A 24,317-nucleotide genomic window follows, 5' to 3' on the forward strand; every position below is an offset into this window, starting at 1 on the left:
TTCGCCGGTGTTCGTGGGCGTTCGCGGCGGTTCGTCCTACTTCTCCTTGTCCAGCCACCGGGCTGATACCCGCAAACAAGAACATTATAGCAACATTTGGGCCAAAAGAAAAGCCGGGATTGCGCCCGGCTTTTCAGACCCGAGGTCGGCTTGCGCGACCCGCCGTGATCAGTCCGGCTGAATCTTGGCCGTGGCGACCACCTTGCCCCACTTTTCCTTTTCCTTCGCGATCAGCGCGGCGAACTGCTCCGGCGTGCCGCCGGCCGGGTTGGCGCCGTCATCCGCAAACCGCTTCCTGGTGTCGTCTGACCCCAGGGCCTTCACGGCCTCCTTCTGCAGACGGTCAATGATCGGCCTGGGCACGCCCGCCGGAACGATCAGGCCATACCACTGCGAGGTCTCGAAACCGGGATAGCCGCTGCCGGCAATCGTCGGCGTGTCGGGCAGCACCGGGATTTTCGCGGTCGAGCCGACGGCCAGCGGCTTCAGCTTGCCGGCCTTGATCTGGCTGAGAATGGGCGGGACGCCATTGAAGGTGGCATCCAGCGTGCCGCCCAGCATGTCCGACAGCATCGGCCCGGTGCCGCGATACGGGATATGGACAAGGTCGATCCCGGCTTCCATCTTGAAATATTCCATCGCCAGATGGCCGGCACTGCCATTGCCGGCCGACCCGTAATTCAGCTTGCCCGGATTCTTTTTCGCCAGCGCCACGAAGTCCTGGATGGTCTTGACCGGCAGGTCGGGCTTCACCGCGATGACATTCGGCACGACGGCCAGCAGCGTGACCGGCTGGAAATCCTTGATCGGATCGTAGGGCAGCTTGGCGCCATACATGGCCGGGTTCACCGCCAGCGTGCCGATATGGCCGAGGATCATGGTATAGCCGTCCGGCGCGGCGCGCTTGACGTCTTCCATGGCGATATTGCCGCCACCGCCGCCCTTATTCTCGACATAGACCTGCTGGCCCATATTGGCCGACATCTGGCTGGCGACGGCGCGCGAGATGATATCGGACGATCCGCCCGGCGCGAACGGCACCACGAAGCGGATCTGCTTGCTGGGATAATCGGCCTGGGCAAAAGCGGGTGCCGAGACGCCGGCCATGACGGCGACAATCCATGCGCTGTGTTTCATCTGCGGTTCCTCCGGTTTTTTGTTGTTATACGAGAGAACAGAGTGCTGGGTCATCCACGCGAGCGACCGGGACAGCGGCGCGGTGTGCGTCTCAACCGGGCTTGCGCCCGGTTGCCTGTTCGATCTGTTTGGCGGTGCTGTACTGGCTGAGCGCATAGACCGCCCAGAGCGCGGCCGGAATCCAGCCGATCAGCGTGATCTGCAGGATCAGGCAGATGATGCCGGCAATCGGCCGGCCGATGGTGAAGAACAGCAGGAAGGGCAGAAAGATCGCGATGATCAGGCGCACCATGGGTCTCCCGGGAGTTTGAGTCGGTGGCAGTATAGCAGAAAGCCAAGGCATTCACCCTCCCACTGCTTCGCAGCGGGCCCAACCCTCTCCCGCTTGCGCGGGCGAGGGTTGGGGTGAGGTGTCGTAGAATCAAAAACGGCGCGCTGTTACCAGCGCGCCGCTCTGATCATTCCACTACCACGTCATGGTCGGGCTTGACCCGACCATCTCATGCAAACCTGCAGGAGATCCTCGGCCAAGAGACTCTTCTTGGGCCCGAGGATGACGTGTTTTAGTTTGCTTACGTGTCGAGGCCCTTACTTACCCAGGCTCGGATCGATCACCTTGCAGGCGTCGACCAGGCCCTTCACGGCATTGGCCGAATGTTCGAACATCTTCTGCTCATCGGCATTGAGCTGGATCTCGACGATCTTCTCCACGCCATTGGCGCCGATCACCACCGGCACGCCGACATACATGCCGGTCTGGCCGTACTTGCCCTTGTCGAGCCAGGCAGCGCAGGGCAGCACACGGCGCTTGTCCTTCAGGTAGCTCTCGGCCATCTCGATGGCCGAGGAGGCCGGCGCGTAGAAGGCCGAACCGGTCTTGAGCAGCGCGACGATCTCGGCGCCGCCATCGCGGGTGCGCTGGATGATCTTGTCGATCTTCTCCTGCGTCGACCAGCCCATCTTGATCAGGTCGGGCACCGGGATGCCGGCCACGGTGGAATAGCGGATCAGCGGCACCATGGTGTCGCCATGGCCGCCGAGCACGAAGGCGTTCACGTCGTTGACCGAGACGTTGAATTCTTCGGCCAGGAAGTGACGGAAGCGGGCGCTGTCGAGCACGCCGGCCATGCCGATCACCTTGTTATGCGGCAGGCCGCAGACTTCGCGCAGCACCCAGACCATCGCGTCGAGCGGGTTGGTGATGCAGATGACGAAGGCGTCCGGCGCATGCGCCTTGATGCCGGCGCCGACCGCCTGCATGACCTTGATGTTGATGCCGAGCAGGTCGTCGCGGCTCATGCCGGGCTTACGCGCCACACCGGCGGTGACGATGATGACATCCGAACCGGCGATGTCCTTGTAGTCCTGGGTGCCGCGCAGCTTGGCGTCGAAGCCTTCGACCGCGCCGGCCTGGGCCATGTCGAGCGCCTTGCCCTGCGGCAGGCCTTCGACCACGTCGAAGATGGTGATGTCGCCCAGTTCCTTCATGCCGGCCAGCAGGGCCAGGGTGCCACCGATATTGCCGCCGCCAATGAGGGCGATTTTCTTGCGCGCCATAGGGAAATCCTCCGGAAATTTGGGTCTGTTCTGGGGTGGAAATGGTCGGCCCAAGGCGTACCGGGAATCGGCGGGGCGGGCAAGGCTTCGGGCCCCCTCCGAAGGCAGGAGACGGCGGGATTCCGGCAAAGAAAAAGGCCGCCGGTTTCCCGACGGCCCCTGTCCAATTCTCGTCGTCCTCGGGCTCGACCCGAGGACCTTTCTCCGCTTTGCCGGAGATGGTCGGCCAAGAACTCTTCCTGGGCCCGACCATGACGTGCTTTGTATTGCGTTACCGCGGCGCCATCCGGAGTGCACCGTCGAGGCGGATGGTCTCGCCGTTCAGCATGGTGTTCTCGCAGATATGCCTGGCCAGCGCGGCGTATTCTTCCGGACGGCCGAGGCGCGACGGATACGGCACCGACTTGCCCAAGGATTCCTGCGCTTCCGGCGGCAGGGCGAACATCATCGGCGTGCCGAACAGGCCCGGCGCGATGGTGCAGACGCGGATGCCGAACGAGGCGAACTCGCGAGCGAGAGGAAGTGTCATACCGTGGACACCCGCTTTCGAGGCGCCATAGGCCGGCTGGCCGATCTGGCCATCGAAGGCGGCAACCGAGGCGGTGTTGATGATGCAGCCGCGTTCCTTGTCGGCCATCTCCGGCTGCTGCTGCATGTGATGCGCGACCAGGCGGATCATGTTGAAGGTGCCGATCAGGTTGATCTGCACGACCTTGATGAACTTCTCCAGCGCCACCGGGCCATCCTTGCCCACCGCCTTCATCGGCGTGCCGACGCCGGCGCAGTTGACCAGCACGCGCACCGGACCGACCTTGGCGATCGCCTCCTGCACGGCGGCTTCGCCGCCCGGGCCATCGGCCACGTCGCATTTGATCGCCACGCCGCCGATCTCCCTGGCGGTCTGCTCGGCGAGTTCGAGATTCATGTCGAAGATGGCGACCTTCGCGCCGCCCGCGGTCAGCGCGCGCGCCGTGGCTGCACCCAGACCAGACGCACCGCCGGTGACGATCGCGCCTACACCCTTGAGATCCATGAGATCACTCCCTCATTCGTTTTTGGCAGTCGTTATCTATCGTTACTATTTTCCGGGCGTGGTTATACCCGCTCGACCCGGTTTTGGCTACGTCCGGGGGCCTCCCCGTCAGGCCCTACTGCATCAGCAGGCGATCGTAGTCGCCGCTGGTCCTGACCTGCGCCAGCGCGGCATTGAAGCGCGCGATCAGCCCGGCCGCATCGGCGCGGGCACGCGGCACGATCAGATGGATTTCAGATGTACCAAACGGAGGCTCGCTGACCGCGATGATGTCCTGCGTCAGCCCGGCCTTGGTGATCAGGGCCTGACCGATCCGCAGATCCTGGATAAAGAAATCCGCGCGGTCGGCCAGCAGCAACCCTGGACAGGCCCCGGCATTGGCCACCGTCACGCGTTCAATCTGTTTGTTGTCGATCATCGTCTGCAGCACCAGCGGCGGCGCGTAGCCGAGCGGGGAACAGACGCGGCGGCCCTTGAGGTCGGCATGACCGCGATAGGCAAAGCGCCGCGCCGCCGGCATGAACACCGACTGCCGCACATGGAACAGCGGATCGGAATAAAGGAACTCGCGTTCGCGGTCGGCCGTGCGCACATAGGGGAAGGTGGCATCAAAACGGCCGCGCAGGGTTTCCTCGTAGCCGCGACGCCAGGGCGCGGTGTCGATCGTGGCGGTCGTGTTCATGCGGCGCATCACCTGCTGCACCAGCAGCACGGCCAGGCCGCCGCCCGGCGCGCGGGCATCGGCAAAGGGCGGGTAGTCCTCGCCTGTCACCAGGGCGAGCGGCTGCGCCGCCGCGGCCGGCGGGAAAAACGCCGTCACAGCCGCGCAGATGGCGACGAACAGGATCGGTAAAATCCTCATAAGCCTCAAAAATCCCCGGATACCCGCCCCCGTTATCGCACAGTCGGGCCTGGCTTGCAGTAGGGGCTGGCTTGCACCTTGAGGAATGGCACCCCATATCAGCGGCCATGAGCACAGACCCCAATCCGCTCGCCTTCCAGGTGCCGGCCGATCCCGCCCGCCTGAAGCTGGAACAGCCACGCCTGGCCAAGCGCTTCTGGCGCAAGCTGAAACACACGGCCAGCTACCTGCCGGGCGCGGAGACGTTCCTGGCCGGCTTCTATGCCGCCATCGACCCGAACACGCCGGCGACAGCCAAGGCCGTGCTGTTCGGCGCGCTGGGCTATTTCGTCGTGCCGGTGGATTTCATCCCCGACATCTTCGGCGCGATGGGCTATGGCGACGACCTCGCGGTGATGTTTGCGGCAGTCAAGGCGGTGGAATCCAGCATCACCGGACTGCATCGCACGCGCGCCGGCGAATGGCTGGCCAGGCTGCGCCGCGACTGATCCCCTGCTAGACTGCGCGCCATGCGCCCGTCCGTCATGCATGGCCTGCCCCTGCTTTTGCTGCTGTGTTTCGCCGCTCGGGCGGATGAACCGGCGCCGCCGCTGCATTTCCGCGCCGGCACCATTGTCGCCGGCGGCCATCTGCTGCCGTCGGACGTGATCCTGCCGGCGGTGGCTGGCCCGGTGACGCTGACACCGCAGGACGGCCCGCCGCTGCACTGGCGGATCACGGTCGACCATGGCGAAACCCGGCTGCTCGATGCCAGCGGGCGCTGGGCGGCGAAGGCGGAATATCATCGCGCCCAGCGGGGCGACCGCATTGTCTGCCAGACCTACCAGACCACGATCTCGCCGGAATGGACCGCGATGAGCAAGGACAGCGCGGCGCGGGCCGACTACACGCCGGCGGATGACCGCATCTACGCGTTCCGCGAAGTGCCCTGTCCGTAAAACGCACGCACAAAAAATCAGGGCCCGCCTCCGTAACAGGAGACGGGCCCTGACCTAAACTTCAGTCGGTGAGGGTATTAACGCGCCGGCTGCAGGATGATGGTGCCGGCCGGCGGGGCGGCCGGAGCCGGAGCGACATAGTAGGTGCCGCCGGTCGGGGCCGGCTGCACGATCACCGCACCGGTCGGCGTGGTGGTCGTGGTGGTGGTCTGCTGCACGACCGTGCCGGCCGGCTGAACCGTGGTGACCGGCTGCGGCACGAAGACCGCCGCAACCTGCTCGAGCTCGACATGGATGCCGCTGGTCGGCGCGGTCTTGGTCAGCACCTGGTAGACCTTGTTGTTGCGGAACAGGACGCGGCCGCCCTGCTCGATCCAGGCATTCACCACATAGGTGGCGTTCGGATTGAGCGTGCCATACTGGTAAGGCAGCGAGAACTGCGTCACCGCCATGCTGTTCGGCACGAGACGCTGTTCCGCCACCACTTCGGGGTAGGACTGGCCGCGGGTGACATCTTCCAGCCGCACGACAATGATGGAGTCGGCGGGCAGAATGAGGCGTTCACGGTACGAGACGGTGCCGTTCACGGCGTAGCTGCGCGAGGCGCAGGCGACCACAGTGGTCGCCGCGATGGCGGCAGCGGCAAACATCATAAAAGAGCGACGCGCGATCATGTTTTTTCTCCTTATGGTCAGGACGGATCGCGCGCGCCGCAGCAATGCAATGGCCTGCCGTGTCGCCGTGTCCGTACCCGTTTTTTCAGGTGCATGTCCGAAGGACCGTTCCTGGCAGGGTGGCAGGAGACGAACGTGACTGTAGCGATGCGGTTCCGCTTGGTTTGTATGGTCATGTTTTTGTTTCAGGCAGAAAACCGCCGCGGATAGCGTGGTCGCGCCAGGCATTGCGGCCGGAATGTGGCGGCGCTACCGCAGCGTGCCTGCAGGCGCGCGCTAGAGATACGCGATGAGGCGGCCGCCGATCACGGCACCGGTCCAGGCCAGCAGCGAGGTGGCGGCACCAAGCCGCGCCACCGGCGGCACATAGTTGACCGCGCCCCAGACCGCCATCGTGCGCCACGGACCGAGATGGAACAGGATCGCATTGGCGAGGCCAAGCGCGACACAGAACAGCTTGAACTGGAAGGCCGGATTCATCGCGATGCTGGTCGCCTCGGTGGCGAACAGCAGGAAGCCGGCGGGGGCCGCGATGCAGAAGCCGATCATGGCGAGCGGCACGGCATGGCGCGCCAGTGCCGGCACCGGCACGAAGCGATGCAGGCCGAGCAGGCGCAGGTCGAAGTTGGCGATGCTGCCGACCAGCAGGATGAAGCCGAAGATGTGCAGGATCTCGACGGTGGGATAGAGCCACATCGACTCCCGCATGGCGGCGCCGAGGTTGGAGTGCTCCAGCGAGACCAGCAGCGGATGATCGGAGGCGGCGTGATCCACGGTTAGCGCAACTCCACCGTGAAGCCGTTATGGGTGACGCGCTCGGCGCGCATCTCGTCGGGCCGCGACCGGCTGGGATAGCCGACCGCCACCACCTTGTCGCCGACCTTGATTTCGCTGAGCGGCTTGCCGCGCGCCGCCATCCGCGACGGCGGCGACAGCGTGACGATCCAGAGCTTGTCGGCCGTCTTCAGCTTCAGCTCGCCATGCGGATTGTTCGGATCGATCTCGGCCACCGTGCCATCGAGCGTCAGCACCGTGTTGGAGTCATACGAGCCCCAGCCGTGATGGGCCAGAACACCCCCGGAAAACAGCGCACCTCCTGAGAGCAGAGCCAGAGCGGCGACGAGAAACGTGCGACGGACAGGCATGGGGCACCTCCTGGTGGATGCCGTCATTTTCCGGCGAACCGCCAGCGCATGCAACGAAAAAGGCCCCGGCGCGAACCGGGGCCTTCATCACATCAGCGTATGCGTGAACTCACCTGGCAGAAGCCGCCACGGTGTACTCCGCGCCGGTCTTTTCCTTCAGCTCATCCAGCGACACGCCAGGCGCGCGCTCGATCAGCACCATGCCGCCACCCTTGCGGTCGATGGTGAAGACAGCGAGATCGGTGATCACCATGTCGACGACACCGGCGCCGGTCAGCGGCAGGTCGCAGGTCTTGAGCAGCTTCTTCTCGCCGTCCTTGGAATTATGCTCCATGACGACGACGACGCGCTTCACGCCGGCGACGAGATCCATCGCGCCGCCCATGCCCTTGACCATCTTGCCCGGGATCATCCAGTTGGCCAGGTCGCCATTCTGCGCCACCTGCATGGCGCCGAGGATGGACAGATCGATATGGCCGCCGCGGATCATCGCGAACGACTGGTCCGAGCCGAAGAAGCTCGAGATCGGCAGTTCGGTGATGGTCTGCTTGCCGGCATTGATCAGGTCGGGGTCTTCGTCGCCCTCATAGGGGAACGGGCCCATGCCGAGCATGCCGTTTTCCGACTGCAGCACGACGTCGACGCCGTCGGGGATGTAGTTCGATACCAGCGTCGGGATGCCGATGCCGAGGTTGACGTAGAAACCGTCCTTCAGCTCTTTCGCTGCACGGGCGGCCATTTCATCGCGGGTCCAAGCCATTGTGTTGTCTCCTTCCCGTCTTCAGGCGCGCTTACGCACGGTGCGGTTTTCGATGATCTTGTTGTACGGCGCGCCGCAGATGACACGCTGCACATAGATGCCGGGCGTATGGATATTGTCGGGGTCGAGCTGACCCGGTTCGACGATCTCCTCCACCTCGGCAATGGTGATCTTGCCGGCCGTGGCCATCGCGGGATTAAAGTTGCGCGCGGTCTTGCGGTAGATCAGGTTGCCCGCCGTGTCGGCCTTCCAGGCCTTCACCAGCGAGATATCGGCGACCAGGCCGGTCTCCATAATGTAGCGCTCGCCGTTGAAGACGCGCTCTTCCTTGCCTTCGGCGATCAGCGTGCCGACACCGGTCTTGGTGAAGAAGGCCGGAATGCCGGCGCCGCCGGCGCGGATGCGCTCGGCCATGGTGCCCTGCGGATTGAATTCCAGTTCCAGTTCGCCGGCCAGATACTGCTTGGCGAAGATCTTGTTCTCGCCGACATAGGACGAGATCATCTTCTTCACCTGACGCGTCTCCAGCAGCTTGCCCAGGCCGGCGCCATCGACGCCGGCATTGTTCGACACGCAGGTCAGGCCTTTGACGCCGCTTTCCATCAGCGCGTCGATCAGCTTTTCCGGCAGGCCGCAGAGGCCGAAGCCGCCGCACATCACCATCATGTTGTCGCGGACGATGCCTTCCAGCGCCGCCTTCGCATTCGGGTAAACCTTGTTCATGCGCCCCTTCCCAGACTGGAGAGTTCGGCATCCCAAGCGCCGTCATGAATTTACCATGCGGGCTCAAGTGCCTGAAACGCGGGGACATTACCGGCGCGTTTGCGCTGCGGCAACGGTCCACTTGACGGCGGCGGTGCAGACTGGCAATTTGTTGGGGATATGAACAAAACCGCCCGCCTGAGCCTACTCCTTCTTAGCGGCCCGATCCTGTAAGCAGGGTCGGGGTCGGAAGAACGCGCCCAAAGGGCGCAGGCTCAGTCAGCAATCCGGTTTGTCATGTCTACTTCATCAGAAATCCCAGCTTTCCAGACAGCTGCCATCTCGCTCCTGCTACTTCGACTTACCAGCGGCCGCTGAACAGCGGGCCTCTGTCAGCGGCCGTCCACGGCCCTCACCCCAAGTCGATCCGAATTCCCTTTCGCTTCAGGAGCGAAGACCATGAACAAGATGAATTTCCACAAATACCGCGCGTTCCAGCCGATCAATTTGCCCGACCGGACCTGGCCCGACAAAACCATCACCAAGGCGCCGATCTGGTGCAGCGTGGACTTGCGCGACGGCAATCAGGCGCTGATCGAGCCGATGGGCCCCGAGCGCAAGATGCGCATGTTCGAGACGCTGGTGAAACTCGGCTTCAAGGAGATCGAGGTCGGCTTCCCCTCGGCGTCTGACACCGACTTCAGCTTCACGCGCCAGATCATCGAGGAGAAGCTGATCCCCGATGACGTGACGATCCAGGTGCTGACCCAGTGCCGGCCGGAACTGATCACCCGCACGTTCGAAGCCCTGAAGGGCGCGAAGCGCGCCATCGTGCATTTCTACAACTCGACATCGACCCTGCAACGCCGCGTGGTGTTCGGCCTCGACCAGGCCGGCATCACCAAAATAGCCACCGACGGCGCAAGGCTGGTGAAGGAACTGGCCGACAAGGCGCCGGAGACCGACTGGGTGTTCCAGTATTCGCCGGAAAGCTTCACCGGCACCGAGATCGATTATTCCATCGAGATCTGCGAAGCGGTGATGGACGTGATCAAGCCCACCCGCGACAAGCCGATCATCTTCAACCTGCCCGCCACGGTGGAGATGAGCACGGCCAATATCTATGCCGACCAGATCGAGTATTTCCTGCGCAAGGTGAAGAACCGCGACTGCATCATCCTCTCGCTGCATCCGCATAACGACCGCGGCACCGGCGTGGCGGCGGCGGAACTCGGCGTGATGGCCGGCGCCGACCGCGTGGAAGGCACGCTGTTCGGCAACGGCGAGCGCACCGGCAATGTCGATGTCGTGACGCTCGCGATGAACCTGTTCAGCCAGGGCGTCGATCCTGAGCTCGACTTCACCGACATCACGGCGGCGGCCCGCACGGCGGAATACTGCAACCAGCTGCCGGTGCATCCGCGCCATCCCTATGTGGGCGAACTGGCCTTCACCGCCTTCTCGGGCTCGCACCAGGATGCGATCAAGAAGGGCATGACGGCGCAGGGCCAGCGCAATGACGGCGTCTGGGAAGTGCCCTACCTGCCGATCGACCCGGCCGATGTGGGCCGCGCCTATGAGCCGGTGATCCGCATCAACAGCCAGTCCGGGAAGGGCGGCATCTCCTACGTTCTCGAAACCGATTACGGCCTCGAACTGCCGCGCCGGCTGCAGATCGAGTTCAGCCAGGTGATCCAGCGCATTGCCGATGGCAGCGGCAAGGAGATCAGCCCGAAGCTGATCTGGGACACCTTCGAGAATGAATATCTCGTGCAGCCGACCGGCCGCTTCAGTTTCGGCGACCATCGCACCCTGCCCGACCCGCATCAGAGCGAACGCCGCAGCCTGACCGCCAATCTGAAGGACGCCGGCAAGGCCGTCGAACTGCAGGGCCAGGGCACCGGGCCGATCGATGCCTATATCGACGCGATCAACCGTCATGCCGGGGTGCAGATCAACCTGATCGACTACCGCGAACATGCCATCGCGCCGACCGCCACCAATGGAGGGGCCTCCTCGGAGGCGGTGGCTTACGTTGAGATCAAGCGGGCGGATGGCACCACCCTGTTCGGCGTCGGCCGTGACCGGAATATCGTCGCGGCCTCGCTCAAGGCAGTGACCTCGGCAGCCAATCGCCTGCTCGCCAGCTGAGCCGGTACGGTTGCCTGATTTTTCAGCAAAGGGCCGCGTTTCGGGCAGAATCCCGCGGCGCGGCCTTTTCTGTGGCGCCTGACGACCGCTAAACTGGGTGGAGACTCGGGGCCGGCCGACCGGCACGGTTCTTGAAAGGTTAGACTGGCGACGCCGTGCCGTGCGGGCATCAGACCCGGCCAGCGGCCAACAACGCTGAGGAGTGAGACACATGAAACTGGTCATGGCAGTCATCAAGCCATTTAAACTCGACGAAGTCCGCGAGGCTCTTACCAGCCTCGGCGTCGAGGGCCTGACCGTCACTGAAGTGAAGGGGTTCGGCCGTCAGAAGGGCCATACCGAAATCTATCGCGGCGCGGAATACGCCGTCAGCTTCCTGCCGAAGGTCAAGATCGAGGTGGCGGTGAAATCCGCGCTTGCCGATCGCGTGATCGAGGCGATCCAGAATGCCGCCAAGACCGGCCAGATCGGCGACGGCAAGATCTTCGTGGTCGATCTGGAAAAGGCGCTGCGCATCCGCACCGGTGAAAGCGACGACGACGCTCTCTAAAGCAGAGCCCTGTCAGGCAGGCAGTCACTAGTCAACGAACGGCCCGGCGGTCGCAGGATCGCCGGGCCGTTTTGTTTGGGATCAGCAGTTCGTGGCGCCGCCGGGGCAGGTCTTGTAGTTGTTCTCATTCGTCACCGGAACGCGTGGCGGCGGCGGTTCGCCCCAGTAGCAGGCCGTCAGCAGCGGCGCAGTGACTGAAAGGGTAAAGAGAACCAGGAGCAATCGCAGCATGGGAGGCATCCTTCTTGTTGCCTCCGTTCAACACTCACGCCGCGCTTCGGTTCCCCGCCGCTTCCGGCTCAGTCCCGCTTCATGGCCTCGACCAGGCGGGTGATGTTCAGGCGATACATCTTCGCGAAGCTGTCGGCCTCGCCGCCAGGCGGCGACAGCGCATCGGAATACAGCCGGCCGCCCACCTTCACTTTCGCCTCGCGGGCGATCTGCTCGATCAGCCGCGGATTGGCGATATTCTCGAAGAACAGCGCCTGCACCTTTTCGCGCTTGATCTGGCGGATCAGGCGGCCAACCGCTTCGGCCGAGGCCTCGGCTTCGGTGGTGACGCCCTGCGGCGCCATGAAAACGATCTGGTACCGCGCCGCCAGGTAGCCGAAGGCATCATGCTGCGTGATCACCTTGCGCTGCTCTTTCGACAGCTGCCCGATCTCGCTTGCTGCCCAGGCATCGAGCGCGCGCAGCTCGGCGGCATAGGCCGCGCCGCGCGTGCGATACGCTTCAGCATGCGCCGGATCGGCCGCCGCCAGGCCTTTGGCGATCGTGTCGATATAGGTCTGCATTCGCGTCAGGTCGTGCCAGAGATGCGGATCGTCGATCCTGCCACCGCTTTTCGCCGGCTTGTCGTGTTTGTGGTCATGGTCGTGAGCGCTGCGCAGCGCGAGCGGTGCAATGCCCTCGGCAGCCACGATACGCCGGCCCCTGAAGCCGGACGCCGCCACCAGGCGATCGAGCCAGGGCTCGAAATTCAGTCCGTTCGCCACCAGCACATCGGCCGTGGCGACGGCGCGCGCATCGCTCGGCGTCGGCTGGAACACATGCGCGTCGCCCATCGCGGGCACCAGCGTCACAAGCTCGATCCGCTCGCCGCCAACCTGCGCGACGATATCGCCAAGAATCGAGAAGCTGGCGATCACGCGCAGCTTCTGCTGTGCCCCGGATTGCGCATGGGCGGGAGACGCCACGGCGAGCGCCAATGCGCATATCGCCAGCAGACGCAGCACGATCAGGCTTCCAGATGGCGGCCGCGATGCCAGAGCATCACCAGGCCATGCTGGCCAAAGGCCAGCGACAGGAGATAGGCCGCACCGCCCAGCAGCACGACCGACGGACCGGACGGCAGGTCGGCGTGATAGGACAGCAGCAGGCCGCTATAGGCCGAGAGCATGGCGATCAGCACCGCGACCAGCATGCCGCTGACCAGCGAGCGGCACCAATAGCGCGCCGCCAGCGCCGGCAACATCATCAGGCCGACCGCCATCAGGCTGCCGAGCGCCTGGAAGGCCGCGACCAGATTGATCACGACGAGGCCGAGGAAGATGAAGTGGTACAGCGTGCCGCTGCCGGGCTGCACGCTGCGCAGGAATTCCGGATCGAAACCGTCCGCGAGCAAGGGGCGGTAAATGACAGCGAATGCCAGCAGGGTCAGGCTGGCCACGCAGCCCAGCAGCAGCAGCGCCGGATCATCCACCGCCAGCACCGAGCCGAACAGGATCTGCATCACATCGACGGCCGAGCCGCGCGTGGAGATCAGCGTGACGCCGAGTGCGAGTGCAATCAGGTAAAACGCCGCGAAACTGGCATCCTCGCGCTGGTCGGTGGCGCGGGTGGCCGCACCGGCCAGCAACGCCACGACCAGTCCGGCGATCACGCCGCCGATGCTGATGGCGGGCAGCGAGAAACCGGCGATCAGGAAGCCGACGGCAGCGCCGGGCAGGATGGCATGGCTCATCGCCTCGCCGAACAGGCTCATGCGGCGCAGCATGAGCACCACGCCGATCGGGGCACTGCCGAGCGCGAGCGCGCAGCAGGCCACCAGCGCGCGGCGCATGAAGGCGAATTCGGCGAAGGGCCCGAAAAGGAAATCCGCGAGGGCGGTCATGGGTGTCAGGCCGCGTGGGTGTGGTCGTGGTCGTGTTTCTGACCCGTACCATGATCATGGCCGTGATCATGGCCGTGATGATGACCATGATCCGGGGATGGATGCTCATGGGGCAGACACAGCGCGGCGTCCTCATCCCAGGATTCTGCCATCTGGCGCGCGGCCAGCTGGTTTTCCGGCGTCAGCACATCTTCAATCCTGCCCCAGGCGATCAGCCGGCGCGCCAGATAGACGGCATCGGGGAAATGCTGCCGCACCATCTCGAAATCATGCAGCACGGCAATCACCGTGCGCTTCTCGGCATGCCAGCGGCGCAGCAGCGCCAGCAGGTCGGCAATGGTGCGGGCATCGAGGGCATTGAAGGGCTCATCCAGCAGGATGACGCGCGCATCCTGCACCAGCACGCGGGCAAACAGCGCGCGCTGCGCCTGGCCGATGGAGAGCGTGCCGAGCGGGCGCTGCTCGAAGCCTTCGAGGCCGACGGCGCTGAGCGCGGCACGCGCCGCCTCGATACCCTGTTTGCCGATACGGCCGAACGCGCCGGCGCGCTGCCAGTGGCCGAGCAGCACCAGTTCCAGCACCGAGATCGGAAAGCTGCGGTCGAGGCTGGACTGCTGCGGCAGGAAGGCGATGTCGCGCTGCTTCAGCGGGCCGCGCTCGATACGGCCTTCGGCGATGGGCATCTGGCCGACGATGGCTTTCAGCAAGGTGGATTTGCCCGCGCCATTCGGGCCGAGGATGGCGGTGAGCGAGCCGGGCGCGAACCGCCCGCTGACATGATGCACGGCCGGATGGCGGTCATAGGCGACCGTCACGTCTTTCAAAGTGATTTCGCCAGCCACAGCTGCAGATGCAATGCGACTCATGGCCCGGCGCTCCCCACGGCCCACCAGATCGCGGCCCAGAGCAGGCCCAGCACCGGCAACAGCGCAGCCATGCGCAGCCCGATGCCGGCCGTCAGAACGGCAATCGGCAGATCGAAGACGGCGGGCTTTGGCTGGCGGGTCGGCATGGGTTTCGGCCTCAAGATGTTATTTTATAACATATGGTATTCACCTCCCGTCAACCCGCCATGCCCTAAACCGGTCACATTCGGCTGCCACACCGCCGCAATCGCCGGTGTGGCCGGCACTTTTTGTTGAAAATCGAGTTCGTTACGCCATGGCCCGTTCGCCACGCCGCAGCACTGCCCCCAAAAAATCCACCTCGTCCCGAAATAAAGGGCGGACTGGCTGGCTGAAACGCCTGTTCCCGATCTCGCAGTCCGGCAGCCTGCTCGGCCGTATCGGTGCCCTGGCAGCGGTGGTGGCGATCTGGGGCGCCGTCGTGCTGGGCGGACTGATTGCCTGGTATGCCTACGACCTGCCGGATTTCGACGAGCTCTATATCGTCGAGCGCAAAAGCTCGGTGACGCTGAAGGCCGCCGACGGCATGGTGCTGGCCACCTATGGCGATCTCTATGGCGAGCATCAGCCGCTGAAATCCCTGCCGCCGCAGCTGCCGCAGGCGCTGATCGCCACCGAGGACCGCCGCTTCTATTCGCATTTCGGCATCGATCCGATCGGCCTGGCCCGCGCGGCCTATGCCAACCTGCGCGCCGGCCGCACCGTGCAGGGCGGCTCGACCCTGACGCAGCAGCTGGCCAAGAATGTGTTCCTGACGCCGAACCGCACGCTGAAACGCAAAGTGCAGGAACTGATGCTCGCCTTCCGGCTTGAGCACAGATTCAGCAAGGACCAGATCCTGGAGATGTATTTCAACCGCGTCTATTTCGGCGCGGGTGCCTATGGCGTTGAAGCCGCCGCACAGCGCTTTTTCGACAAGCCGGCCGCCAAGCTGTCGCTGGGTGAAAGCGCCATGCTGGTCGGCCTGCTGAAGGCGCCATCGAAGCTGGCGCCGACCGGCAATATCAAGTCGGCGCAGAGCCGCGCGGCGCAGGTGCTGCGCAACATGGCCGACGCCGGCTACATCACGCCGGAAACCGCCGAGGCCGCGATTGCCAAGCCGACACAGCTGGCGCGGTCCCGACTGCCGCTGCCCAATGCGCGCTATTTCGCCGACTGGGCGGTGGAAGAGGTCTATCAGCTGGTCGGCCGCGACCATACCGATCTCACCGTCTACACCACGCTGGACAGCCGCCTGCAGGCCGGCGCCGAACGCTCGGTCGATACCGTGCTGGACCGCGAGGGCGAGAAACAGGATGTCCGCCAGGGCGCTCTGGTGGCGCTGGCGCCCGACGGCGCGGTGCGTGCCATGGTCGGCGGCCGTGACTATATCGACAGCAGCTTCAACCGCGCGACACAGGCACGCCGTCAGCCCGGTTCGGCCTTCAAGCCGATCGTCTTCCTCACCGCTCTGGAACAGGGCATCCGGCCCGATGATCAGTTCGTTGACGGACCGATTGAGATCAGCGGCTGGAAGCCGCGCAATTACGACGGCCAGTATCATGGCACCATGACGCTGCGCGAGGCCGCGGCACGCTCGATCAACACCATCGCCGTGCAGGTGGATGAAAAGGTTGGCCGCGACAAGGTGATCGAGACCGCGCGACGCCTGGGGATAACCAGCGATCTGAAGCCGCATCCCTCGCTTGCGCTTGGAGCATTTGAAGTCGGCGTACTAGAATTGACCGCTGCATATGCCGCTTTCGTGAATGGCGGTTATGCGGTACAGCCTTACGGCGTGATCGAGATCCGCGATGCACAGAACAATGTTCTGTTCCGTCGCCAGGACGGGGGGGCTTACGCGCATATGATCGGCGGGGAAACGCTGGGCGATCTCAACGACCTGCTGCGCGGCGTGGTCGAAACCGGCACCGGCCGGGCCGCCCGCATCGGCCGTCCGGCGGCCGGCAAGACCGGCACGACTTCCGATTACCGCGATGCATGGTTTGTCGGCTACACGCCCGACCTGATCACCTCTGTCTGGGTCGGCAACGACGACAATTCGCCCACGAAGAAAGTCAGCGGCTCCGGCCTGCCCGCGCAGATCTGGAAAGGCTTCATGACCGACGCGCTGAAAGGCCGTCCGGCCAGCGAGCTGCCGCAGGCGCCGAGCCGCAACTTCAACCTGCCCTCGCTGTGGGATCGCATCGTCGGCTCATTCGGCGGCGCCACGCCGGCACAGGCGCGGCCGTCATCGCCGGTGCCGCCACCGCCGCGCAGCCATATCGAACCGGCAGCGCCTGCCGCCAACGACCCCGACGCGCGGCCTGCGCTGCCGCAGCAGGGCCAGAGCACCGAACCGCAGATGATCTGGCAGGTCGGTCCGCAGCCGGTGCGCCAGTGACGGTGTGCCTGTGAAACGTCTTCGGCTGGCCGGCCTGCTGCTCGTGTTGGGCTTCGGCATCGCCGATGCCCGGGCCGAAGGTGTCGTGAACCAGCAGATCAGCTTCACCTCCAATGATGGCGCGGTACTGGCCGGAACGCTGACCCTGCCCGGCGGCATGGTGGAGAAAGTGCCGGCGCTGGTGCTGCTGCAGGGCAGTGGCCCGACCGATCGCGACGGCAACCAGCCGCCGGTGATGCGCACCGACCTGTTGCGCCAGCTGGCCGAGGGCCTGGCGCAGAAAGGCATCGCCACACTGCGCTACGACAAGCGCGGCATGCACGCCAATGCCGCCGGGCTCCCCGTTGATCCGAAAGACTATGCCGACTATTTCGCCTGGCAGCGTTTCGTCGACGATGCTTACGCCGCCTACGCCTTCCTGCGCTCGCAATCGAGCGTCGATCTCAACAAGGTCGGCCTCGCGGGGCATTCCGAGGGCGGCATGATCACGCTCGACCTCGCCCATCGCCTGCAGGAGCGCGAGAAGCCGGTCGCGCTGGTGCTGCTCGCGACCGCCGGCCGGCCGCTCGACGCGATCGTGCGCGAGCAGCTTGAACGCCAGCTCGGCGCGCTGAAGCCGCCACAGAAGCGCGCCTTCCTCGCCGAGAACGACCGCGTGGTGCAGGCGATCCGCGATACCGGCAAGGTGCCGGAGAAACTGCCGCAGGCGCTGAACGGGCTCTATCCGGTCTACAGCGGGCCGTTCTGGCAGGCGCAGCTCAGGCTCGATCCCGCCGAACTGGCGCGTCGCTATGCCGGCCCGGTGCTGCTGGTGCAGGGCGATGCCGATATCCAGATCTCGGCCGAACGCGATGCCGTGGCGCTGGACCGCGCGCTGCAGGCGCGCAGCAGCGACGACCACACGCTGATCCTGCTGCCGCGCACCAGCCACAATCTGAAGAGCATGCAGGATGCCAAGGATCCAGGCTATGCCGGCGAGATCGATCCGGCGCTGACCGAGCGCATTGCCGTCTGGCTGCTCAGCAAGACCGTGACGCCTTAGGCTTCCGGAGTCCGCGCCAGCCGCCGCACGATCAGCAGGTAGCTCAGCAGCGTGCCGGTGCCCATGCCGGCCACCGCCAGGCTGAGCGGCAGCGCCGTATCGTTCAGCGCATGGCCCACGATGATCCCGGCAAAGGCGCCTACACTCATCTGCACAAAGCCCATCAGCGACGCCGCCGCCCCCGCCATCTGCGGAAACGGCTGCAGCGCACCGGCCTGGCCCTGCGGCATGGTGAGGCCGAGCCCCAGGGTGAACAGCATCATCGGGCCGATCAGGCTGAACCAGTGCCACGTCAGCGCCGCCATCCAGGCCCAGCCCTGCAGCGCCAGCATGAGCAGGCCGCCGGCCGCGCAGGACGCCGCGCCGAGGCCAAGCATGGCATTGACGCCGAAACGGATGGTAAAGCGCGTGCCGATGAAGCCGCCGATCAGGTAGCCGATCACGATCAGCAGGAAGCACAAACCGAATTCGGTCGGCCCGACGCCGAAGACGCGATCGAGCGTGAACGACGAGGCCGAGATGAAGCTGAACATGCCGCCATAGGAAAAGGCGATGCAAAGCACGTAGCCGCGGAACCGTGCATGTCGCGCCAGGATGCCGAAGTTGCGCAGCATCGGGCCGGGCCGCATCGCCTGCGGATTGATATGCCGGTTGCTTTCGGCCAGGAAGAACAGCACGCAGACGCCAAGTGCTGCCCCGGTCAGCGCCATGGCGATGAAGTTTGCCTGCCAGCCGAACCAGTCATGCAGATAGCCACCCAGGATCGGCGCCACTGCCGGGGTCAGACCCAGCGTCATCGCCATCATGGAGAGTGCGCGGGCCGCAGCAGCCCCTTCATAGAGATCGCGTGCGATGGCACGCCCCAGCACCACACCGGCGCAGGCGCCGAGTGCCTGGACGAAGCGCCACAGGATCAGCCATTCGACACTGCCGGCAAAAGCGCAGGCGATCGAGGCCAGCGTATAGAGCGCCACCCCGGCCAGCAGCACCCGCCGGCGGCCGAAACGATCCGACAGCGGGCCATAGACCAGCTGCATCACGGCGAAGCCGGCCAGAAACGCGCTCAGCGTGAGCTGTACGGTCGCCATGTCGCTGCCATACAGCCCGACCAGGACCGGCAGCGACGGCAGATACATGTCGGTACTGAGCGGCCCGAGCGCGGTGGCGCAGCCGAGCAGGATCACCAGCGCAGTCGAGTCGCGCGCCAGCGGTCGCCGCGGGTTTGTCATGTCCGGTCAGCCGTGCAGATGCAGGGCGGCGCCATGGCGCCGCAGCCATGCGCGCGCGGAGCGCAGATCCTGTTCGCTGCCCAGCAGGCGCGCGCAGAGCGACCAGAAAGCCACGCTGTGGTCCATATGCTTGAGATGCGCCACTTCATGCGCCACCAGGTAGCGCCCGATCGCCGGCGGTGCCAGCAGCAGCCGCCAGGAAAAGGACAGGTTGCCATGCGCCGAGCAGCTGCCCCAGCGGCTCTGGGTGTCGCGCACGGTGACGCGCCGCACCTGCACGCCGATGCTGGCGGCCATGTCGTGGGCGGTCGCCCCGAATTCCTCGCGTGCCCGGCGCTTGAGCCAGTCGCGCAGGCGGCGCGGCAGATGCTCGCTGCGACCGGTGACATGGATTTCGTCCTGCTCCAGCCAGACCCCGCCGCGACCGGAGGGCCGGTGGCGGATGATGTGCGGCGCACCATAAAGCGGAAGGACCGCGCCATCACGCCAAGGCTGGCTTTCCGGTCTTTCTTCCTGCCGGGCCATGATCCAGTCGACCTGCTCGGTGACGAATTGCTGGCCGGATTTGAGGCTGGCCCGAGTCGGCAGCACCAGGATGACCGCACCATCCCTGGGCATTACACGCAGCAGCATACGCCGCGCCCGGGAATCACGCTTCACTAGAAACGGAAAGCTCTGTGCGCCGACCGTCAGGCTGTCAGAACCAATTTCTACAGCCGAACTGGCAGAATAAGGCTTGGTCAATACCCGCCCCTTGTCATATAACCGTAACAAATCTTACGTGCGAACGTCATCGTAGGAACCATAAAAACGTCGGCCACCCCCGACTCAGGGCGGATTTCTTTAGCACCGGAGACTGAACAATGAAATCGACAGGGAAACTCGCGCGTACTGCGCTCGCGCTGCTGGCCGGATCGGCCATAGCGATCAGCGCCTCGGGCGCGTGGGCGCAGGCAAAGGACAATCGCATCGAGCTGCAATGGTGGCATGCGATGACCGGCGCGCTGAATGAGCGGGTCAACGAGATCGCCGAAGGCTTCAACAAGGGCCAGGACAAGTACAAGATCGTTGCCGTCAACAAGGGCAGCTATCCTGAAACCCTGACCGCCGCCATGGCCGCTTTCCGCGCCGGCAAGGGCCCGCATATCGTGCAGGTCTTCGAAGTCGGTACTGGCACGATGATGGCCTCGCGCGCCGCGATCAAGCCGGTGCACGAACTGATGTCGCAGAACGGCTACAAGTTCGATCCGGGTTCCTACATCAGCGCGGTGACGGGCTATTACAGCACTTCGGACGGCAAGATGCTGTCCTATCCGTTCAATTCGTCGACGCCGGTGATGTATTACAACAAGGACGCCTTCGAGAAGGCCGGCCTTGACCCGAACAAGCCGCCGAAGACCTGGCAGGAATTCGACCCGATCCTGAAGAAGCTGAAGGCTTCGGGCAGCACCTGCCCGTTCCAGAGCAACTGGCAGACCTGGGTGCAGCTGGAGAATTTCTCGGCGCTGCATAACGTGCCCTTCGCCAGCAAGTCGAACGGCTTCGATGGCTTCGACACCGAGCTGCAGTTCAATACCCCGCTGCATGTGCGCCACATCACCCAGCTGCAGACCTGGATGAAGGAAGGCCTGATGGTGTATGGCGGCCGCAAGAACGAGGCGAACGCCAAGTTCGTGTCGGGCGAATGCGCCATCCACATGGAAAGCTCGGCCGGTTATGCCACCTTCGCCCGCGGCGCCAAGTTCAAGTGGGGCATCTCGATGCTGCCGTACTACAGCGACGTGGCCGGCGCACCGCAGAACTCGATCATCGGCGGCGCTTCGCTGTGGGTGCTCGGCAAGCACAAGCCTGAGGAATACAAGGGCGTGGCCCAGTTCTTCGATTACCTGACCTCGACCGAGAACCAGGTCTGGTGGCACAAGGTGACCGGCTACCTGCCGATCACCCCGATGTCGTATGAAGCCACCAAGCAGCAGGGCTTCTACGCCGCCAATCCGGGCACCGACACCTCGGTACAGCAGATGATGCTGAAGACCCCGACCAACAACTCCAAGGGCCTGCGCCTGGGCAACTTCGTGCAGATCCGCGACGTGATGGACGAAGAACTCGAAGCCGTCTGGTCGGGCAAGAAGTCGCCCAAGGAAGCTCTCGACACTGCCGTGGAGCGTGGCAATCGCCTGCTCCGCCAGTTCGAGCGCGACGCCAAGCGTTAATAGTGAGCTGATTCGACCCTCTTAACGGAAGCCCGCGCCTTGACTTTACAGGGCGCGGGCTTTTCTTTGGCGCACCATGGAAAAACGAGTCGTCTTTCATAATCGCTATCTGCCGTATCTGCTGGTCGCTCCGCAGATCGCGATTACCATCGTCTTCTTCTTCTGGCCGGCCAGCCAGGCCGTCGTGCAGTCGCTGCTGCGCGAGGACGCCTTCGGCATCACCAGCCATTTCGTCGGCCTGGAGAATTTCATCATCCTCTTCGAGGATGAGTACTATGCAAATTCCTTCAAGATCACCGCGATTTTCAGCACGCTGGTCACCACCATCGGCCTGAGCCTGTCGCTGCTGCTCGCCGTGACGGCCGACCGCCTGGTGCGCGGCACGACCCTCTACAAGACCCTGCTGATCTGGCCCTATGCCGTAGCGCCCGCCGTTGCCGGTGCGCTCTGGGGCTTCGTCTTCCTGCCCGGCCCGGGCATCTTCGCCTGGCTGCTGCTGCAGGCCGGCGTCGACTGGAACTTCCACCTCAACGGCAATCAGGCGATGTTCGTCGTCGTCGTTGCCGCGACCTGGAAACAGATTTCCTACAATTTCCTGTTCTTCCTGGCAGGGCTGCAGTCGATCCCGAAATCGCTGATCGAAGCGGCCGCTATCGACGGCGCCGGCCCGATCCGCCGCTTCTGGACCGTGGTCTTCCCGCTGCTGTCGCCCACGCTGTTCTTCCTCGTGGTGGTCAACGTGGTTTACGCCTTCTTCGAAACCTTTGGCGTGATCCATTCGCTGACCCGCGGCGGCCCCGCCAAATCAACCGAAATCCTGGTCTATAAGGTCTGGTATGACGGCTTCGAGGCGCAGGACCTTGGCGGCTCGGCGGCCCAGTCGGTGATCCTGATGGTCATCGTGATCGCCCTGACCGTCGTTCAGTTCCGCTACATCGAGCGCAAGGTTCACTACTGATGATCGAGCGCCGCCCAGTCGCCAACGCCTTTGGCCACCTGATGCTGGTGGCGATGATCGTCATCGTCGCCTTCCCGATCTACCTGGCCGTGATTGCCGCATCCCACACCATCCAGGATGTCTCGCAGACGCCGATGCCGCTGCTGCCCGGTGCCCAGCTGCTGGAGAATACGGCGCGCGCCCTGTTCGACGGCCCGCAGCTGGTCGGCGTCAGCGGCGCCACGCCGGCTGTCGTGCTGATGATGAACAGCCTGATCATGGCGATCTCGATCGCCGTGGGCAAAATCATCATCTCGCTGCTGTCGGCCTTCGCCATCGTCTACTTCCGCTTTCCGCTGAAGAACTTCTTCTTCTGGATGATCTTCATCACCCTGATGCTGCCGGTCGAGGTGCGCATCATCCCGACTTACAAGATCGTCGCCGACCTTGGCCTGCTGGATACCTATACCGGCCTGGTCCTGCCGCTGATCGCCTCGGCCACCGCCACCTTCCTGTTCCGCCAGTTCTTCATGACGGTGCCGGACGAGCTGGTGGAAGCCGCGCGCATCGACGGCGCCGGTCCGATGCGCTTCTTCTGGGACATTCTGATCCCTTTGACCCGCACCAGCATTGCCGCCATGTTCGTGATTCAGTTCATCTACGGCTGGAACCAGTATCTCTGGCCGCTGCTGATCGCGTCGGACTACAAGTATCAAACCATCGTGCTGGCCATCGGCCGCCTGATCCGTGCACCGGATGCCTTCTATGAATGGCCGGTGATCATGGGTATGGCCGTGCTGGCTCTGCTGCCGCCTGTTCTGGTGGTGGTGCTGATGCAGCGCTGGTTCGTCAAAGGTCTCGTTGAAACGGAAAAGTGAGCGCCCGTCATGGCGAATGTCACGCTGAAAGGCGTCAAGAAGAACTACGGCCCGGTCAAGGCCATCCACGGCGTCGACATGGTGATCAAGGATGGCGAATTCATCGTTATCGTCGGTCCGTCGGGTTGCGGCAAGTCCACCCTGCTGCGCATGGTCGCGGGCCTCGAAGCGATTTCTGAAGGCCAGATCCTGATCGGCGACCGCGTGGTCAACGATGTGGAGCCGGCCGATCGCGATATCGCCATGGTGTTCCAGAATTACGCGCTCTACCCACATATGAGCGTGTATCAGAACATGTCCTATGGCCTGCGCATCCGCGGCATGGACAAGGCCGATATCGAGACGCGCGTGCAGCGCGCCGCAGAAATCCTGCAGCTGCAGCCCTATCTGCAGCGCAAGCCGCGTGAATTGTCAGGCGGCCAGCGCCAGCGCGTCGCCATGGGCCGCGCCATCGTGCGCGAACCCAGCGTGTTCCTGTTCGATGAACCGCTGTCGAACCTGGATGCCAAGCTGCGCGTGCAGATGCGTCTCGAGATCAAGCGCCTGCACGCCCAGCTCGGCGTCACCTCGATCTACGTGACCCACGACCAGGTCGAGGCGATGACGCTCGCCGACCGGCTGGTGGTGATGAACCAGGGCCGCGCCGACCAGATCGGCACCCCGGGCGATGTCTATAACCACCCGGCCACCACCTATGTCGGCGGCTTTATCGGCTCGCCGGCAATGAATTTCGTGAAATGCCGTATCGATGCCGGCAAAGCCGTGCTGGACGATGGTGTCGCGCTCGCCCTGCCCGGCGGCTGGGCGACGCCGGCCGGCAGCTACACGCTCGGGATTCGCCCCGAAACCCTGCGCATCGCACGATCGGACGAGACGCCGGATCTCCATCTCGATGTCGATGTGGCCGAAGAGCTCGGCGCCGATACCCTGCTGCATGGCAAGGTCGGCGGCCAGGAGATCGTCGCCCGCGTGCCGAGCAATGCCGGCTATCACGACAATTCCCGCCCGGGCCTGATGGTGGATATCAGCCGCGCGCACCTGTTCGACGCCGATAGCGGCCTGCGCATCGCCGTGTGATATGCCGCGCCGCCCGCGCCCCGTACCCTCT

General features: G+C 64.4%; 27 protein-coding genes. 10 read left to right on the forward strand and 17 right to left on the reverse strand.

Going from position 1 to position 24,317, the window contains the following annotated elements; translation table 11 throughout:
- Nucleotides 1–168 precede the first annotated feature (168 nt).
- The 5 genes from FNB15_RS00735 to FNB15_RS00755 form a co-directional block, all read right to left on the reverse strand.
- Nucleotides 169–1,137 (reverse strand): Bug family tripartite tricarboxylate transporter substrate binding protein, encoded by a 969-nt coding sequence (locus tag FNB15_RS00735; protein ID WP_144066877.1) that lies wholly within the window; start codon nucleotides 1,135–1,137, stop codon nucleotides 169–171.
- 91 nt (nucleotides 1,138–1,228) lie between these two features.
- Nucleotides 1,229–1,429, reverse strand: coding sequence for a YqaE/Pmp3 family membrane protein (locus tag FNB15_RS00740; RefSeq protein ID WP_425460278.1), 201 nt, complete (start codon nucleotides 1,427–1,429; stop codon nucleotides 1,229–1,231).
- A gap of 296 nt (nucleotides 1,430–1,725) precedes the next feature.
- Nucleotides 1,726–2,694 (reverse strand): malate dehydrogenase, encoded by a 969-nt coding sequence (gene mdh / locus FNB15_RS00745; protein WP_144066878.1) that lies wholly within the window; start codon nucleotides 2,692–2,694, stop codon nucleotides 1,726–1,728.
- Nucleotides 2,695–2,965: 271 nt separating this feature from the next.
- Nucleotides 2,966–3,727, reverse strand: coding sequence for an SDR family NAD(P)-dependent oxidoreductase (locus tag FNB15_RS00750; RefSeq protein ID WP_144066879.1), 762 nt, complete (start codon nucleotides 3,725–3,727; stop codon nucleotides 2,966–2,968).
- A 115-nt stretch (nucleotides 3,728–3,842) separates the two neighbouring features.
- Nucleotides 3,843–4,589 (reverse strand): substrate-binding periplasmic protein, encoded by a 747-nt coding sequence (locus FNB15_RS00755; protein WP_144066880.1) that lies wholly within the window; start codon nucleotides 4,587–4,589, stop codon nucleotides 3,843–3,845.
- Nucleotides 4,590–4,696: 107 nt separating this feature from the next.
- Between FNB15_RS00755 and FNB15_RS00760 the strand changes: the two genes are divergently transcribed.
- Together FNB15_RS00760 and FNB15_RS00765 are read left to right on the forward strand one after the other, a co-directional pair.
- Entirely contained in the window at nucleotides 4,697–5,077 is a 381-nt protein-coding gene (locus FNB15_RS00760) for a YkvA family protein (RefSeq protein WP_144066881.1), read from the forward strand.
- Between the two features lie 21 nt (nucleotides 5,078–5,098).
- Entirely contained in the window at nucleotides 5,099–5,527 is a 429-nt protein-coding gene (locus FNB15_RS00765; RefSeq protein ID WP_144066882.1) for a hypothetical protein, read from the forward strand.
- A 77-nt stretch (nucleotides 5,528–5,604) separates the two neighbouring features.
- On the opposite strand, the gene FNB15_RS00770 is transcribed toward FNB15_RS00765, so the two are convergent.
- From FNB15_RS00770 to FNB15_RS00790, 5 genes are all read right to left on the reverse strand, one after another.
- Nucleotides 5,605–6,201, reverse strand: coding sequence for a YbaY family lipoprotein (locus tag FNB15_RS00770; RefSeq protein ID WP_185973656.1), 597 nt, complete (start codon nucleotides 6,199–6,201; stop codon nucleotides 5,605–5,607).
- A 276-nt stretch (nucleotides 6,202–6,477) separates the two neighbouring features.
- Nucleotides 6,478–6,975, reverse strand: a complete 498-nt coding sequence (locus tag FNB15_RS00775; RefSeq protein WP_221932712.1) for a hypothetical protein — start codon at nucleotides 6,973–6,975, stop codon at nucleotides 6,478–6,480.
- A gap of 2 nt (nucleotides 6,976–6,977) precedes the next feature.
- Entirely contained in the window at nucleotides 6,978–7,346 is a 369-nt protein-coding gene (locus FNB15_RS00780; RefSeq protein ID WP_221932713.1) for a DUF6152 family protein, read from the reverse strand.
- A 109-nt stretch (nucleotides 7,347–7,455) separates the two neighbouring features.
- Nucleotides 7,456–8,106 carry a 3-oxoacid CoA-transferase subunit B gene (locus tag FNB15_RS00785; protein WP_144066884.1) on the reverse strand — a complete coding sequence of 217 codons (651 nt, stop codon included), beginning with the start codon at nucleotides 8,104–8,106 and terminating at the stop codon, nucleotides 7,456–7,458.
- Between the two features lie 21 nt (nucleotides 8,107–8,127).
- Nucleotides 8,128–8,829, reverse strand: a complete 702-nt coding sequence (locus tag FNB15_RS00790) for a CoA transferase subunit A (RefSeq protein ID WP_144066885.1) — start codon at nucleotides 8,827–8,829, stop codon at nucleotides 8,128–8,130.
- 438 nt (nucleotides 8,830–9,267) lie between these two features.
- Here FNB15_RS00790 and leuA point away from each other — a divergent pair, with 438 nt between their 5' ends.
- The gene (gene leuA / locus FNB15_RS00795) at nucleotides 9,268–10,959 is read left to right on the forward strand and encodes a 2-isopropylmalate synthase (protein ID WP_144066886.1); all 1,692 of its coding nucleotides are present in this window, start codon (nucleotides 9,268–9,270) and stop codon (nucleotides 10,957–10,959) included.
- Nucleotides 10,960–11,170: 211 nt separating this feature from the next.
- Nucleotides 11,171–11,509, forward strand: a complete 339-nt coding sequence (locus FNB15_RS00800; protein ID WP_144066887.1) for a P-II family nitrogen regulator — start codon at nucleotides 11,171–11,173, stop codon at nucleotides 11,507–11,509.
- Nucleotides 11,510–11,590: 81 nt separating this feature from the next.
- Here FNB15_RS00800 and FNB15_RS20885 read toward each other — a convergent pair whose 3' ends face one another.
- The 5 genes from FNB15_RS20885 to FNB15_RS20890 form a co-directional block, all read right to left on the reverse strand.
- The gene (locus tag FNB15_RS20885; protein ID WP_185973657.1) at nucleotides 11,591–11,740 is read right to left on the reverse strand and encodes a hypothetical protein; all 150 of its coding nucleotides are present in this window, start codon (nucleotides 11,738–11,740) and stop codon (nucleotides 11,591–11,593) included.
- Nucleotides 11,741–11,808: 68 nt separating this feature from the next.
- Nucleotides 11,809–12,744: a metal ABC transporter solute-binding protein, Zn/Mn family gene (locus FNB15_RS00805; protein ID WP_221932714.1), complete on the reverse strand. Its 936-nt coding sequence runs from the start codon at nucleotides 12,742–12,744 to the stop codon at nucleotides 11,809–11,811.
- Between the two features lie 2 nt (nucleotides 12,745–12,746).
- Nucleotides 12,747–13,622 (reverse strand): metal ABC transporter permease, encoded by an 876-nt coding sequence (locus tag FNB15_RS00810; RefSeq protein WP_144066889.1) that lies wholly within the window; start codon nucleotides 13,620–13,622, stop codon nucleotides 12,747–12,749.
- Between the two features lie 5 nt (nucleotides 13,623–13,627).
- Nucleotides 13,628–14,488: a metal ABC transporter ATP-binding protein gene (locus FNB15_RS00815; RefSeq protein ID WP_144066890.1), complete on the reverse strand. Its 861-nt coding sequence runs from the start codon at nucleotides 14,486–14,488 to the stop codon at nucleotides 13,628–13,630.
- The gene (locus FNB15_RS20890) at nucleotides 14,485–14,634 is read right to left on the reverse strand and encodes a hypothetical protein (RefSeq protein ID WP_185973658.1); all 150 of its coding nucleotides are present in this window, start codon (nucleotides 14,632–14,634) and stop codon (nucleotides 14,485–14,487) included. Before FNB15_RS20890 ends, FNB15_RS00815 begins: the two co-directional genes overlap by 4 nt.
- A 149-nt stretch (nucleotides 14,635–14,783) precedes the next feature.
- Here FNB15_RS20890 and FNB15_RS00820 point away from each other — a divergent pair, with 149 nt between their 5' ends.
- On the forward strand, nucleotides 14,784–16,910 hold the full coding sequence (locus tag FNB15_RS00820) for a transglycosylase domain-containing protein (protein ID WP_144066891.1): 2,127 nt from the start codon (nucleotides 14,784–14,786) through the stop codon (nucleotides 16,908–16,910).
- A 10-nt stretch (nucleotides 16,911–16,920) separates the two neighbouring features.
- The gene (locus FNB15_RS00825; RefSeq protein ID WP_185973659.1) at nucleotides 16,921–17,952 is read left to right on the forward strand and encodes an alpha/beta hydrolase family protein; all 1,032 of its coding nucleotides are present in this window, start codon (nucleotides 16,921–16,923) and stop codon (nucleotides 17,950–17,952) included.
- Here the strand turns inward: FNB15_RS00825 and FNB15_RS00830 are convergent.
- Both FNB15_RS00830 and FNB15_RS00835 read right to left on the reverse strand, forming a co-directional pair.
- On the reverse strand, nucleotides 17,949–19,181 hold the full coding sequence (locus tag FNB15_RS00830; protein ID WP_144066893.1) for a multidrug effflux MFS transporter: 1,233 nt from the start codon (nucleotides 19,179–19,181) through the stop codon (nucleotides 17,949–17,951). The two genes, FNB15_RS00825 and FNB15_RS00830, sit on opposite strands and share 4 nt — an antisense overlap.
- A gap of 6 nt (nucleotides 19,182–19,187) precedes the next feature.
- Nucleotides 19,188–19,814, reverse strand: coding sequence for a M48 family metallopeptidase (locus FNB15_RS00835; RefSeq protein ID WP_144066894.1), 627 nt, complete (start codon nucleotides 19,812–19,814; stop codon nucleotides 19,188–19,190).
- 230 nt (nucleotides 19,815–20,044) lie between these two features.
- Between FNB15_RS00835 and ugpB the strand changes: the two genes are divergently transcribed.
- The 4 genes from ugpB to FNB15_RS00855 all read left to right on the forward strand — a co-directional run bounded on the left by ugpB (nucleotide 20,045) and on the right by FNB15_RS00855 (nucleotide 24,286).
- Nucleotides 20,045–21,394: a sn-glycerol-3-phosphate ABC transporter substrate-binding protein UgpB gene (gene ugpB, locus FNB15_RS00840; protein WP_144066895.1), complete on the forward strand. Its 1,350-nt coding sequence runs from the start codon at nucleotides 20,045–20,047 to the stop codon at nucleotides 21,392–21,394.
- A gap of 76 nt (nucleotides 21,395–21,470) precedes the next feature.
- Nucleotides 21,471–22,352 (forward strand): sn-glycerol-3-phosphate ABC transporter permease UgpA, encoded by an 882-nt coding sequence (gene ugpA, locus FNB15_RS00845; RefSeq protein WP_144066896.1) that lies wholly within the window; start codon nucleotides 21,471–21,473, stop codon nucleotides 22,350–22,352.
- A complete protein-coding gene (gene ugpE, locus FNB15_RS00850) occupies nucleotides 22,352–23,209 on the forward strand; it encodes a sn-glycerol-3-phosphate ABC transporter permease UgpE (RefSeq protein WP_144066897.1) in 858 nt (285 codons plus the stop codon). Before ugpA ends, ugpE begins: the two co-directional genes overlap by 1 nt.
- Nucleotides 23,210–23,218: 9 nt before the next feature.
- Nucleotides 23,219–24,286, forward strand: coding sequence for a sn-glycerol-3-phosphate import ATP-binding protein UgpC (locus FNB15_RS00855; protein ID WP_144066898.1), 1,068 nt, complete (start codon nucleotides 23,219–23,221; stop codon nucleotides 24,284–24,286).
- The last annotated feature ends 31 nt before the right edge of the window (nucleotides 24,287–24,317 follow it).

It is taken from the genome of Ferrovibrio terrae (assembly GCF_007197755.1).
In the GTDB taxonomy this organism is placed as follows: Bacteria; Pseudomonadota; Alphaproteobacteria; order Ferrovibrionales; family Ferrovibrionaceae; genus Ferrovibrio; species Ferrovibrio terrae.